Annotated in this window: 12 protein-coding genes; all 12 read right to left on the bottom strand. The window is 57.1% G+C overall.

Going from position 1 to position 13,942, the window contains the following annotated elements:
- Window positions 1-15: 15 nt before the first annotated feature.
- The 12 genes from der to ACQUTD_RS15045 all read right to left on the bottom strand — a co-directional run bounded on the left by der (window position 16) and on the right by ACQUTD_RS15045 (window position 13,854).
- Window positions 16-1,503, bottom strand: coding sequence for a ribosome biogenesis GTPase Der (gene der / locus ACQUTD_RS15100; protein WP_072569325.1), 1,488 nt, complete (start codon window positions 1,501-1,503; stop codon window positions 16-18).
- A 145-nt stretch (window positions 1,504-1,648) separates the two neighbouring features.
- The gene (gene bamB / locus ACQUTD_RS15095; protein ID WP_072569326.1) at window positions 1,649-2,827 is read right to left on the bottom strand and encodes an outer membrane protein assembly factor BamB; all 1,179 of its coding nucleotides are present in this window, start codon (window positions 2,825-2,827) and stop codon (window positions 1,649-1,651) included.
- Between the two features lie 10 nt (window positions 2,828-2,837).
- Window positions 2,838-3,458: a YfgM family protein gene (locus tag ACQUTD_RS15090; RefSeq protein WP_072569327.1), complete on the bottom strand. Its 621-nt coding sequence runs from the start codon at window positions 3,456-3,458 to the stop codon at window positions 2,838-2,840.
- A 37-nt stretch (window positions 3,459-3,495) separates the two neighbouring features.
- On the bottom strand, window positions 3,496-4,770 hold the full coding sequence (gene hisS, locus ACQUTD_RS15085; protein ID WP_473277299.1) for a histidine--tRNA ligase: 1,275 nt from the start codon (window positions 4,768-4,770) through the stop codon (window positions 3,496-3,498).
- Window positions 4,771-4,878: 108 nt separating this feature from the next.
- Window positions 4,879-5,997, bottom strand: a complete 1,119-nt coding sequence (gene ispG / locus ACQUTD_RS15080) for a flavodoxin-dependent (E)-4-hydroxy-3-methylbut-2-enyl-diphosphate synthase (protein ID WP_318362725.1) — start codon at window positions 5,995-5,997, stop codon at window positions 4,879-4,881.
- Window positions 5,998-6,023: 26 nt separating this feature from the next.
- Window positions 6,024-7,019, bottom strand: coding sequence for a cytoskeleton protein RodZ (gene rodZ, locus ACQUTD_RS15075; protein WP_072569330.1), 996 nt, complete (start codon window positions 7,017-7,019; stop codon window positions 6,024-6,026).
- Window positions 7,020-7,312: 293 nt separating this feature from the next.
- On the bottom strand, window positions 7,313-8,479 hold the full coding sequence (gene rlmN / locus ACQUTD_RS15070; protein ID WP_318374395.1) for a dual-specificity RNA methyltransferase RlmN: 1,167 nt from the start codon (window positions 8,477-8,479) through the stop codon (window positions 7,313-7,315).
- A 151-nt stretch (window positions 8,480-8,630) separates the two neighbouring features.
- Window positions 8,631-9,062 carry a nucleoside-diphosphate kinase gene (gene ndk, locus ACQUTD_RS15065; RefSeq protein WP_072569332.1) on the bottom strand — a complete coding sequence of 144 codons (432 nt, stop codon included), beginning with the start codon at window positions 9,060-9,062 and terminating at the stop codon, window positions 8,631-8,633.
- 122 nt (window positions 9,063-9,184) lie between these two features.
- Window positions 9,185-10,066: a 4Fe-4S binding protein gene (locus ACQUTD_RS15060; RefSeq protein WP_473277298.1), complete on the bottom strand. Its 882-nt coding sequence runs from the start codon at window positions 10,064-10,066 to the stop codon at window positions 9,185-9,187.
- Entirely contained in the window at window positions 10,066-10,851 is a 786-nt protein-coding gene (locus tag ACQUTD_RS15055) for a DmsC/YnfH family molybdoenzyme membrane anchor subunit (RefSeq protein WP_473385693.1), read from the bottom strand. Before ACQUTD_RS15055 ends, ACQUTD_RS15060 begins: the two co-directional genes overlap by 1 nt.
- Window positions 10,844-11,473 (bottom strand): DMSO/selenate family reductase complex B subunit, encoded by a 630-nt coding sequence (locus ACQUTD_RS15050; RefSeq protein ID WP_473277296.1) that lies wholly within the window; start codon window positions 11,471-11,473, stop codon window positions 10,844-10,846. The genes ACQUTD_RS15055 and ACQUTD_RS15050 overlap by 8 nt, the downstream gene beginning before the upstream one ends.
- Window positions 11,470-13,854 (bottom strand): DMSO/selenate family reductase complex A subunit, encoded by a 2,385-nt coding sequence (locus ACQUTD_RS15045; protein WP_473277295.1) that lies wholly within the window; start codon window positions 13,852-13,854, stop codon window positions 11,470-11,472. Before ACQUTD_RS15045 ends, ACQUTD_RS15050 begins: the two co-directional genes overlap by 4 nt.
- Window positions 13,855-13,942: the final 88 nt, after the last annotated feature.

Here is a 13,942-nt window from a genome sequence, read left to right as displayed (position 1 = left end):
CGAGGAGCAAAGGGATTATTTCCCTTTCTTGATGTGCTTGATCAGACGCTTACGTTTACGCATCTGGTTCGGGGTCAGGGTGTTGCGCTTGTTGGCGAACGGGTTCTCCCCTTCCTTAAACTGGATGCGGATCGGTGTCCCCATCACGTCCAGTGATTTGCGGAAGTAGTTCATCAGATAACGCTTGTAGGAATCCGGCAGGTCTTTCACCTGAGTACCGTGGATCACCACAATCGGCGGGTTATAACCCCCGGCGTGTGCATATTTCAGCTTCACGCGGCGACCACGCACCAGCGGTGGCTGATGATCTTCTGCGGCCATGTTCATGATGCGGGTCAGCATCGCCGTGCTCTGGCGACGCGTCGAGCTGTCATAGGCTTCGCGGACGGATTCAAACAGGTTGCCGACGCCGCTGCCGTGCAGGGCGGAGATGAAGTGCACGCGGGCAAAGTCGATAAAGCCCAGGCGGTAATCCAGGGTCTCTTTCACCTGCTCGCGAACTTCCTGGCTCAGACCGTCCCATTTGTTGACAACGATCACCAGCGAGCGACCGCTGTTAAGGATAAAGCCCAGCAGCGACAGGTCCTGGTCGGAAATGCCTTCGCGGGCATCGATCACCAGCAGCACGACGTTGGCGTCTTCAATTGCCTGCAACGTTTTAATAACCGAGAATTTTTCCACGGTATCGGTGATTTTGCCGCGCTTACGCACGCCAGCGGTATCGATGAGAATGAATTCACGCTCATCACGCTGCATCGGAATATAGATGCTGTCACGGGTGGTGCCCGGCATGTCATACACCACCACGCGATCTTCACCGAGAATACGGTTGGTTAGTGTGGACTTACCGACGTTCGGACGCCCGACAATGGCCAGCTTGATCGGCAGATCCAGCGGGTTAAAGTCGTCTTCCGGCTCTTCAACCGGCTCGGTGCCATTCTGCTCGGCTTCAAACTGCGCCCAGTAGGCGGCTTCTTCGTCGACTTCTTCCACTTCACGCGGATCGACTTCTTCCATCCACGGCACCAGCACATGCTCCAGCAGGCTGGTGACGCCACGACCGTGAGACGCGGCAATCGCGTGGATCTCACCGAGACCCAGTGAGTAGAAGTCCGCTACCGCCTGATCCGGATCCAGACCATCGGTTTTGTTAGCCACCAGAAACGTCGGTTTCTGACGGGAACGCAGGTGCTGGGCGATGGCTTCGTCAGCAGGCATCAGGCCCGCGCGCGCATCCACCATAAACAGCACAACGTCCGCTTCTTCGATAGCCAGCAGCGACTGCTCGGCCATACGGGTTTCCACGCCGTCTTCTGTCCCGTCGATACCGCCGGTATCAATACAGATAAACTCGCGGCCTTCCACTTCAGCACGACCGTACTTACGGTCACGAGTCAGCCCCGGGAAATCCGCCACCAGCGCATCTCGGGTGCGTGTTAAACGGTTAAAAAGCGTGGATTTTCCAACGTTAGGGCGCCCGACAAGCGCGACCACAGGTACCATGTTTAAAGCCTCTTTCAAAAAATCATTTACAGCGTCGCCGGAGGGCAGCGCTGTGCAAATACAAAAATTAAAACGCTAAAACGTAAAAACAGGAAAACGGCCCCTGCAACAGGAGCCGTTTTTCTCAAGCCGACAGCCGCTGTGATTAACGCGTAATCGCGTACAGCGTGCCGTCTTTCGCCTGAATCAGCAGTTTACCTTCAGCAACCACAGGTTCGGTCAGGAAGCCGGAGCTGTCCACCTTCTGCTGCGCCACAAAACGACCATCCGCGGTATTGATCCAGTGCAGATAACCTTCGCTGTCACCGACTACTAAAGAACCATTATACAACGCCGGCGTGGTCAGGTTACGGTGCAGCAGATCGCTTTGCGTCCAGAGTGTGACGCCACCCTCGGTGGTCAGCGCCAGCACACGGTCATTCTGATCCACCAGGTAGATACGATCGCCGTCGATGATGAAATCATTCACCGAGCCAAGCTCGCGTTTCCACATGATCTGACCGCTGCGCAGATCCAGCGCCGTCAGGTTGCCATTATAAGCCAGCGCGTACACCACGCCATTGATGACAATCGGCGTGGTATCCACATCGCTCAGACGATCGATTTCGGTCGCACCCGTGGCCTGGGAAATACGCTGCTGCCAGATAATCTGGCCTTTATCCATGATCACCGCGCTGACGCGGCCGTTATCACCGCCGACAATAGCGGCGCCATAGGCTGTCGCCGGGGCAGATTCGCCGCGCAGGGAGAGCGCAGGCATATCGAGGTTAACGGTCCATTTCACCGCGCCGTCCGCTTCGTTCAGCGCCTGCAACTGGCCGTTGCTGGTGTGGATCAGCACCACGCCATCGCTGACGACAGGACGGGAGAGCGCTTCGCCCGCGACTTTCGTCTGCCAGGCTGTAGATCCATCCGCGGCGTTCAGCGCATAAACCTGCGCTTTTTCGCTACCGATATAGACATGGCCGCCAGCCACAGTCACGCCGCCGGACAGCAGCGCCGGGCTGGTAGAGAAGAAGCCGCTTTTTTGCGCCAGCGACACCGACCAGATCTCTTTGCCGTCGGCAGCATTCACCGCTTTCACCGTGCCATGACGATCGGCGGCATAAACAACGTTATCGGCATACGCCGGGTGCAGATTCGAGTAGAAATCGCCAATGCCGTCACCGACAGAGGTGCTCCACGCGGTGGACGGCGTGAACTGGTTTTCAACCACCGGCAGCGGGGACATTTTGACGACATCTTCTTCGCCGCTAAACAGAGAACAGCCACTCAACAAGGTGACAGAAAGCAGCCCTGGCAGAAGTAATTTACGCAATTGCATCGGGTCCCTCTTAGATGGACAAATTATTGATTTTCATCTGCATCATTTCGCTCAGCGCCGGTGAAGCGTTGCTTTGAGCGCCACTCTCCCATGCGGTGCGAGCACCTTGTTTATCGCCTTTACTCAGCAATGCTTCACCGCGTAAATCAGCAACAATCGCCGTCCAGCCTTCGCCTTTGATCGACTCAAGAGTTTTCAGCGCGGCATCGGGCTGCTTCAGCTGTACCTGGACGCGGGCCAGACGTACATTGATCACGGCCTTCAGATTTTCATCGCTGGCCGCGGCAAGACCCTGCTGTAACTGGGCAACCGCTTTGTTGAGGTCGTTTTTATCAACATACTGTTGAGCCAGTTCCAGCGACGCGAATGCGCCGTAGGTGTTTTTGTTGTCAGCGGCAAATTTTTCTGCTGCGGATAAGGTTTCCGGTTTATCCGCGCTGAGCGCAGACACGGCGTTTTCATAGTTGAGCGAAACCGCTCTGACTGACTCGTCCTGATGGCCCGCCCAGTAGCGCCAGCCTACCAGCGCGCCAATACCCAAAATAACCCCAACGGCCAGCGCTTTGCCGTTTTCGGCAAAGAAGCGTTTTAACGCATCAACCTGTTCGTTTTCGTTCTCGTAGATTTCCACGCAGTCCCTCTCCTTAACGATAATTCACCGGGGAAGATTAGCCCAGTAGTGTGCGCAGATGCGCCGCAACGCCATCCTGCGTCACCGTAATTTGCTCACCAGAGCGCAGATCCTTCACCACCACGTTGCCGTCAGCGACTTCCGATTCACCCAGTACCAGCGCGACGCGAGCGCCCCACTTGTCAGCGCGGGCAAACTGCTTCTTGAAGTTGCCGCCGCCGTGGTTGGTCATCAGCTTAACGCCTGGCATCGCATCACGTAACTTTTCAGCAAACTGCATAGCAGCAGACTGCGTATCGGTACCGGATGCAACCAGGTATATATCGACAACAGGATCGGCTTTAAATTCCGGATTAACGGCCTGAACCAGCAAAACAAGTCGCTCAAGGCCCATGGCGAAACCGACTGCCGGGGTAGCACGACCGCCCAGCTGTTCAACCAGACCATCGTAACGGCCGCCAGCGCACACGGTGCCCTGCGCGCCCAGGCTGTTGGTCACCCACTCAAATACGGTGCGGTTGTAGTAATCCAGACCGCGTACCAGACGCTGGTTAACGGTATAGGCGATACCCGCCTTATCCAGCAGCGCGCACAAACCGGCGAAGTGCTCGCGGGAATCCTCGTCGAGATAATCGCCCAGCGCCGGGGCGTTGTTCAGCAGCGCCTGTACGTCAGGATTTTTGGAATCCAGCACGCGCAACGGGTTGCTATACATGCGACGCTTGCAGTCTTCGTCTAACTTGTCCTGATGCTGTTCCAGGAAGGCCACCAGCGCATCGCGGTAATTCGCGCGCGCTTCCAGCGAGCCGATGGAGTTCAGCTCAAGGCGAACCTGATCGGCAATACCCAGCGCGCGCCACCAGCGGGCGGTGAGCATAATCAGCTCGGCGTCGATGTCCGGCCCCTGCAGACCAAAGACTTCGCAGCCCAGCTGATGGAACTGACGATAGCGCCCTTTCTGCGGACGCTCGTAACGGAACATCGGCCCCACGTACCACAGGCGCTGTTCCTGATTGTACAGAAGACCATGTTCGATGCCGGCACGCACGCAGCCCGCCGTTCCTTCCGGACGCAGCGTCAGGCTGTCGCCGTTGCGGTCATCGAAGGTGTACATCTCTTTTTCAACCACGTCGGTGACTTCACCGATCGCGCGCTTGAATAACGGGGTCTGCTCTACAATCGGCAAGCGGATTTCACTGTAACCGTAGCTGCCGAGCACGCTTTTTAAGGTGCCTTCAATGCGCTGCCAGAGGGCAGTTTCGCCAGGCAGGTAGTCGTTCATGCCGCGAATGGCTTGAATATTCTTTGCCACGTTTATTCTCTTTATAGATATAAAAATGAACCCTCAGCGCTTACCCGAACCTTGCGGGCGCGCTGCGGGTTCAATCATACACGGGAAGCAAGCCGCTTCCCAGCCGCGTTATTTTTCAAGCTCCCGGACATCAATCCGGCGCGCTTCATCCATCATGGAGGCTTTAGCGCGAATGCGCGCTTCCAGCTGGGCGATCATATCGTGGTTGTCGAGACGATCCCGGCGCACGCCGTCTTCGTAGAGACCGCTTTTCTTATTACCGCCGGTGACGCCAAGGGTGGACACCAGCGCTTCGCCAGGACCATTCACCACGCAGCCGATAATGGAGACATCCATAGGCGTGAGAATATCTTCCAGACGCTGCTCCAGCGCATTCACCGTGCCGATCACGTCGAATTCCTGACGGGAACAGGTCGGACAGGCGATAAAGTTAATGCCGCGGGAACGGATGCGCAGGGATTTCAGAATATCAAAGCCCACTTTGATCTCTTCCACCGGATCCGCCGCCAGCGAAATACGCAGCGTATCGCCGATACCTTCAGAGAGCAGCAGCCCGAGGCCAATCGCTGATTTTACCGCGCCCGCACGCGCGCCACCGGCTTCGGTGATGCCAAGATGCAAAGGCTGTTCGATTTCTTTGGCCAGCAGGCGATAGGATTCTACGGCGAGGAAAACGTCGGAGGCTTTCACACTGACTTTGAACTGATCAAAGTTCAGGCGATTGAGGTGTTCCACATGACGCATGGCGGATTCCAGCAGCGCCTGCGGCGTCGGCTCACCGTATTTTTCCTGCAAATCTTTTTCGAGCGAACCGGCATTGACGCCGATACGGATAGGAATATTTTTGTCGCGCGCGCAATCGACGACCGCACGGATACGTTCTTCGCTGCCGATATTACCCGGATTGATACGCAGACAGTCGACGCCATATTCCGCTACTTTCAGCGCGATACGGTAGTCGAAGTGGATGTCCGCCACCAGCGGCACATTGACCTGTTGCTTGATGAGTTTGAACGCTTCTGCCGCATCCATGGTCGGCACGGAGACGCGAACGATATCCGCGCCTACCCGCTCCAGCGCCTGAATTTGCTTTACGGTCGCTTCCACATCCGTGGTACGGGTATTGGTCATCGACTGTACGGCGATAGGCGCACCATCGCCAATGGGCACATTACCAACGTAAATCCGCTTTGATTTTCTACGTTGAATAGGGGCCTGGTTATGCATGAAAAATCTCCCGCGTTGCCCGACTGTTACTGTGCTGCTGATTGTCCGGCATCGAGGGTCAGTCGCGCAACCTGATTAGTTCTGATAAATCGGCTCAGATCGACAGGTTTACCCTGGAACTGAATTTGTACCGCTGCCGGCGCGCCAATTTTGAGCTTATAAGGCGTCTGGCCTGCAAGATTCAGAGTAGCACCGCTACGCTGAATACCGCTGAAGAGTTTTTTACCGGTCGCATCGCTCACTTCCAGCCAGCAATCGGCGGTGAAGGTCATCGCCAGCGCGTTGGCGTCGGCAGGCGCGGTCGCGTTAACGGCCGCCTGATCGGTCGGCAGCGCCGTTGCCGCAGGGGTCTGCGGCTGGGTCGCCGCCGGATCGACGTTCGCCTGGGAAGGCGACACTACCGCATTCTGCGCGGTGGTGGTCGGGGCTGTCGGCGCTGGGGTTTCCGCGGTCTGCGGCGCGGCGTCTGCCGGTGCGGTGCCCGTAGTTTCGGATTCCGCAGACGGCGTGGCAGCTTCATTATTCAGCGGGATCGCCTGGGCGTCCGGGTTGCTGGCGTTCAGTTCCGCAGTGGACTGATCGGCCATAGTGGTGATTTCTTCCTGCTGGGCTTTGTGATTCTGCCACCACCAGGCACCGGTCAGGCCGAGGACGACAAAAAGCACCAGCCAGGTGATGCTCGTTAACCAGCCGTCGCGTTTTTTGCGACGTTTACCCAGCGAAAAGGTCTGCATCGGCGCAACTTTCGCCGCGCGTACCGGTGCCTGCTTCTCCATCATCGGCAGCAGTTCTTCTTCCGGGATGTGCACCAGACGGGCATAGGAGCGGATATATCCACGTAAAAACGTCGAGGCTAAATCAGCAGGCGCTTTGTCGTCTTCAATATCGCGAACGGTGGAAACCTTGAGGCACAGGCGTTCAGCGACCGCTTGCTGGCTGAGTCCGAGTTGTTCACGGGCGCTGCGCAGACGAACGCCAGTGGATTGTGTTTCATTTTGATCGTGAGTGGCTTCAGTATTCATTCGCTACAACTGCTGGTACGTGAAATGTAAATTGAGGCGCTGGCGGGTCAGAATGCCCGCCCGCGCCGCGAAACTTCTGGTCAATTAACCTGAGCAAGACAGTATAAGACGGTCTGCCAGGCGTTAACAGTTAAGCTTTCCTGTAACAGGCTAAACTGTTGTTCCATCATTACATACTGCCCTAAACACGGCTGAAACGCACCGTAATTATTGACTATACGAGTATATTTGGGCGGTATATTCCACATACTTATGCTTAGCGGTGCAGAGAGTGTACCGCTAAGGCATCGTTGTCAGACGGTTTTCACCGCAATGCTTTCGCCCTGCATACGTTTACGCAACGTACGCTTGGTACGGTCGATCACATCGCCTGCCAGCTGACCACAGGCGGCGTCAATATCGTCGCCACGGGTTTTACGCACGATTGTGGTAAATCCATATTCCATCAGCACTTTCGAGAAGCGATCGATACGGCTGTTCGAGCTGCGGCCATAAGGCGCGCCGGGGAACGGGTTCCATGGGATCAGGTTGATCTTGCATGGCGTATCTTTCAGCAATTCCGCTAACTGATGCGCATGTTCGGTGCCATCGTTCACATGATCCAGCATCACATACTCAATGGTCACACGGCCCTGATTGGCGTTGGACTTCTCAAGGTAGCGACGCACGGCAGCAAGGAAGGTTTCGATGTTGTACTTTTTGTTGATCGGCACGATCTCGTCACGGATTTCATCCGTCGGGGCGTGCAGGGAGATCGCCAGCGCCACGTCAATCATATCGCCCAGCTTATCCAGCGCTGGCACAACGCCAGAAGTGGAGAGCGTCACGCGACGTTTGGACAGGCCAAAGCCGAAGTCATCGAGCATGATTTCCATCGCCGGAACCACATTGGTCAGGTTAAGCAGGGGTTCACCCATGCCCATCATCACCACGTTGGTGATCGGACGCGTGCCGGTGACTTTTGCCGCGCCGACGATTTTCGCTGCGCGCCAGACCTGGCCGATGATTTCGGAAACCCGCAGGTTGCGGTTAAAGCCCTGCTGCGCCGTGGAGCAGAATTTACACTCCAGCGCACAGCCGACCTGGGACGACACGCACAGCGTCGCGCGATCGTCTTCCGGGATATAGACGGTTTCCACGCGCTGATCGCCTACGGCAATTGCCCATTTGATGGTGCCGTCAGCGGAGCGTTGTTCTTCCACCACTTCCGGGGCGCGGATCTCCGCCACTTCTTTCAGGCGGGTGCGCAACACTTTGTTGATGTCAGTCATCTCGTCAAAGTTGTCGCTGCAATAATGGTACATCCACTTCATCACCTGATCGGCGCGGAAGGGTTTTTCGCCCATATTTTTGAAAAATTCACGCATCTGCTGACGGTTTAAATCCAGCAGGTTAATTTTGGCGTCTTTATTCGGTACCGTTGAGATAACGGTTTCAGGCGTAACAGTTTGTTCAGACATATTTTATTCCGGCCTCGTTATTACACGTTATGGCCCGTGGAGGGTTAAAAAGAAACGCCCCGGTAAGCCTGTGCTCATCCTGGGGCGTTGCATTGTACAAATTATGTTGCGCAGATGCCACGACCGCGCGTGACATTTACTAAATAAATAGTTAGCGGGTACGCGGGCAAACTTCGCCTTCAGCGAAGAAGTAAGCGATTTCACGCTCAGCTGATTCAACGGAATCGGAACCGTGGGTACCGTTTTCGGTCAGGCTGTCAGCGTAATCCGCGCGCAGAGTACCTGCCAGCGCGTTCGCCGGGTTAGTTGCGCCAAGGATTTCACGGTGACGACGTACTGCGTCTTCGCCTTCCAGCACGGTAACCACGATCGGGCCGGAGGTCATAAACTCAACCAGACCGTCAAAGAAAGGTTTGCCCTGATGCTCAGCATAGAAACCGCCGGCTTTTTCAGAGGACAGATGCAGCATTTTGGTACCGACAATTTTCAGACCTGCCGTTTCAAAGCGCGCAAAGATGCTTCCAATAACGTTTTTTGCCACCGCGTTAGGTTTAATGATGGAAAAAGTACGTTCAATAGCCATGATTACCTCAGTGTTATGTTTTGTTGTTGTGCATACATGCGTATGACCCGGCGCGAATTATAGAGAGCAACCGCACTATTGCCTATGGACGAAGGTAACATTTTTTTAAAATAAGATGAGTATTAGCAACAAAGCGCCCGCATACCGTGCTGATGCCGCTGGCAGGTCGGACAGTGCGTACTGCCCTGCTGCCACGTCAGAAACGGCTGCTGGCAGGAGGCGCAACGGGCAGATGCCAGCGGCAGTTGCCTGACGGGATCCTCCCGCGGCCCGGCATTCAGGATCACCGCCTGATGATGGCACACCGCCTGACAGTTTCCACAGCCGGTACAGCGCGCTGATTCGATGATAAAACGCCCGCCTTCTGCGCGCAGCGCCTGTTCAGGACAGATCCGCCAGCAGGCCCCACATAACTGGCAGCGCTGCCGATCTATGTCCGGCAGCCAGCCGCTTACCTGCGGATACAGCTGGCGCAACACGCGCCTTCCCGTCGGTACACGGGCGCTGCGGGTTTCAATAGCCTGAGCGCGCAGCAATGAACGGCGCGAGCTATCGATTCCGGCATCCGCTGGCGGAATAATCCGCCATTCCGGCTCCTGATAGCGGCGCAACGTCAGGTTGAGCCGCGCCACCGCCAGCGCCCAGCCGGGTTGCGCATCAATATTACAGGCCACGGCACGAAGCTGATAAAGCCGGTGCCAGATCAGCAGCTCTTCCGTGCTGGCCGCCCGTAAGGACAAGGGCGCGACCAGCGCATCCCCGCGGTAATGGCGGATCGGCGGAGTAATACCGCTGATGGCCTCTGTCGGACAGACAAACAGGCAGTCGCCGCAGGACAGACAGCGATCCTCTGCGAGCGTGACTTTTCCGTTCACCACCGACAGCGCCTCCACGGGGCATGCCGACACGCAGGCCTGACAGCGGGCAAAACGCAGCGCATGGCGCACGCAGCGGTCGCCGATGGCTGGCGCCGCTGCTTTCTGAGTGAGCCTGAAGCGCACCATCAGCCGATACTGAAGAAAATAAAGCGCAGGCCGATCTCAGCCAGCAACAGCAGCCCGCTTCCCGCCAGCAGCAGCTTTTTCGCTTTCCGAATACCTCCCAGACCAAAAATAATCATGCCCGCCGCCGACACTGCCCAGCTCAGGATAGAGAGCGTGCGCAGCTTCTCAAAGGCGGCCAGCGGATTATGCGGCAGGGTGACGATCTGCGGGCTGGCAGAGAGCGCGCCCATCCACAGTGGCTGCGCCAGCAGGCGAATCAGTACCACCAGCGCCACGACCATAACGGCAAGCGTAATACGCCTTCTGCGTATATCCGGAGCGCTCAGCGCGGCATATACCGAGCCGACAATGCCCGTCGTACCGGCAAACAGGATCAGCGTATTCAGGTGCTGCCAGGCGATCACCGCGGTATTAATGTAAATCTGCGCCATGCAGAACACATCGATCAAGCCGAACAGCGCCGCCACCGGCAGCAACCATCCGCCCCCCGGTTTGCGCCACAGCGCAAGCAGCGTGCACAGCCCGAGCGCACCGAGATACAGCGAGGCGAACACTATTTCCCGGCTTAACCAGGAGCTGGCGATATGACGCAGGGCGTTCAGGGCATTAAGCGGATACCCCATATGCAGCGTGGAGGCCAGCAGCCCAAGGCTGGCCATGATGAAGGCCAGCAACAGCCCGCTGCGCGGCGGGGTGCCACGAGCTGGCAGCAATGCCAGCCAGAGCGTGATGCCCACCGATCCCTGAAGCAGTAGCGTAAACAGCAGTAAGGGCAACTCATGCATGGCGCGGCTCCTCTTTTTCTGCGCCCTGATGCGCTTTGATCACCAGATTCGGCTGCGTGATGGCGGCATCCGGCAGCCCTTTCACGCTGTTAACATTGCCCCAGGCCGCGCGCAGCTCGTCAATCGGCCCGAACTTGATCGCGCCCAGTGGACAGGTAGCCACGCATACCGGCGGTTCGCCTTTAGCCTGCAAATCGACGCAGAAGTCGCATTTTGACATCTGGCCGGTCTGCGTATTTAACTGCGGCGCGCCGTAAGGACAGGACCAGGCGCAGTAGCCGCAGCCCACGCACTTATCGGTATTCACCCGCACGATGCCGTCGCCAGGCCGTTTATGCATAGCGGTGGTCGGACAGTTTTTAGTGCAGATCGGATCGGCACAGTGATTACAGGAAATGGAGAGCGTGTAAGCAAAGACGTTATGCTGCACCCCGCCCTGCCCGGTCGGTATAAAGCCGCCGCCGGTCACTTCATACACGCGACGGAAGCGACGCCCGACTTCCAGATCGTTTTTATCCTTGCAGGCCACCTGACAGGCCTTACAGCCTGAACAGCGTGAGGAATCAATAAAAAATCCCAGCTGCTTGTCGCTCACCGGTGGATAGTCTGTAAACTGACTCATGCTTTTACTACCTCAACAAGCATCGTTTGATGTGAATTCCCTTTCGCCAGCGCCGTGATGCGCGCCGAACTCAGAACGTTGGCGCAGCCGCCGCGATCGATGCCCTGCGCATCGGGTTGCCACCAGGCGCCAGCCTGCATCGCCACCACGCCGGGGATGATGCGCGGCGTTACTTCCGCCGGTACAACGCTGATGCCGCGGTCGTTATGAATACGTACCTCATCCCCCTGGCGGATGCCGCGCGCCTGCGCGTCCTGCGGGTTGATCCACAGTTTTTGCGTCTGCACTTCCTGCAGCCAGGGGTTGGCATACTGAGTAGAGTTGGCGCGGTTTTTCCCTTTCCAGGTGATCAGCTGTAACGGGTATTTTTCCGCCAGCGGATCGTCCGGCCCTTCATGCGCGGGCACATAGTGGGAGAGCGCCGGGATTTCCGGATGCTGCATGTCGTAAAGCCGCTGTGAGAAGATCTCAATTTTGCCGGACGGCGTCGGGAACGGGTGATTATCCGGATCGCGGATATTGTCGGCGAAGGCCACATAAGGCTCGCTTTTGAACAGGTGCTGACGGGTTTTTTGCAGGGTAGCGAAATCCGGCAGTTGTTCTTCCGGCATCGCCTGACGCGTACGCTCCCAGATACTCTCGATCCACTGTTTCTCATCGCGCCCCAGGCTGAACGCCGGTTCAACGCCCAGTTTTGCCGCCACCTCGCGCAGCCATTCATAGTCAGAACGGCGCTCAAATTCCGGCTCGATGAGTTTTTCAGACAGCATCAGATAGCTGGCGGTGCCCCAGGTTTCGCCGATATTCCAGCGTTCCATAAAGCTGGTTTCCGGCAGCAACAGGTCGGCGTATTTCGCGCTTGGCGTCATATAGAGATCGCTTGCGACGATGAACTCAATGTTAGATTCATCCTCCAGCATTCTGGCGGCCTGGCGCAGATCCGGGTTCTGATTGGTGAGGTAGTTTCCGGCCAGCGAGAACAGCAGACGAATATTGCTGTCGAGTTTTTCCGCATTTTTCAGCCCGTCCTGCGGCGTGACTTTTGACGCGTCCTCAGCCGCCTGCACCCAGTTCATCACCGAGATTTGCGCTTTAACGGGGTTGTCCGGCATTTCCGGCCCGACGGTGAATTTGCGGTTCGCGCAGCCGCCGTAGCCCGCCGCCCAGCCGCCTTTTACGCCGACGTTGCCGGTGATGGTCGCCAGCAGCGTCGAGCCGCGCGCGGTGCGTTCCCCGCAGTTGTGACGCTGCGGTCCCCAGCCCTGGATCAGCGCCGCCGGTTTAGTGGTGGCATAGTCGCGCGCCAGCTGGCGAATGGTTTGCGCCGGAACATGAGTAATGCGCTCCGCCCATTCCGGGGTTTTGCGCACGCCATCTTTCGCGCCAGTCAGGTACGCCACCAGCGATTCGTTTTCCGGCGCGCCTTCCGGCATGGACGCTTCATCAAAGCCCAGCGTATAACGACGAATAAAGGCCTCGTCATGCAGCGATTCGGTGACGATGACGTACATCATCGCGTCCATCAGGGCGTTATCGGTGGTCGGCAACAGCGGGATCCACTGGTCTGCCAGCGACGCCACCGTATCTGAATAGCGCGGATCAACGACGATAAAACGGGTGCCGTTTTGCTTCATCTGCTGGAAGTAATGGTTGCTGTGCCCAAAAATGGTTTCCGTCGGGTTATGACCCCAGAGGATCACCAGTTTGGTATCCACAAGCGTGTCCAGCGAACTGCCGCTGGCCGCCACGCCGTAGGTATAGGGCGTGGCTGCGGCGGTATTGCCCATGCTTACCGAGTGATAGCTGGCCAGATGCCCGCCGGTCAGATTCAGTAAGCGCTGCACCATTGCCGTACCGGAAAAAGGCCCGCCAGAAACAGCAGTGCCGACGTGAACATAGCGTGAGGCGGGGCCATATTTTTCGGTGATCGTCCGCATCTTTTCGGCGATCAGGGTGGTGGCTTCATCCCAGGAGATGCGCTCAAACTTGCCTTCGCCGCGTTTGCCGGTGCGCTTCATCGGATATTTCAGACGATCCGGATGATAAACGAATTTGCGGTAGCTGCGGCCCCGCACACAGGCGCGCATTACCGGCATCTGCGGATCCAGTTCGTTATCGGCGCGGGTGGAAATACGGGTGACAACCCCGTCTTTTACATGGGCGCGGATGTCACATTTACCGCCGCAGTCAAAGGTGCTGCAGGTCTGTACCACGCGCTCGTCGCCGGTAACCGCCGCCAGCGGTTGTGCGTCTGCTGGCGCGGCGTGACCGGACGTGGAGAAAAAAGGCAGGGTTAGCAGCGCGGAGCTGGCCTGAAGGAAACTGCGCCGTGAAACAGGCAGCAGGCCTTCTTCAGGCCGGGGATTTCTGGAACTGGTCATTTTCATCCGTAAAAAAAGAGAGGGATTACGTAAAAACGTAAGTTTCATCTTTTTCGAACGAATGCCTTTTGACCTTTATCAACTACCA

The sequence above is a fragment of the Enterobacter sp. K510 genome (assembly GCF_055804875.1).
This window is presented reverse-complemented; position numbering and strand designations above follow the sequence as displayed.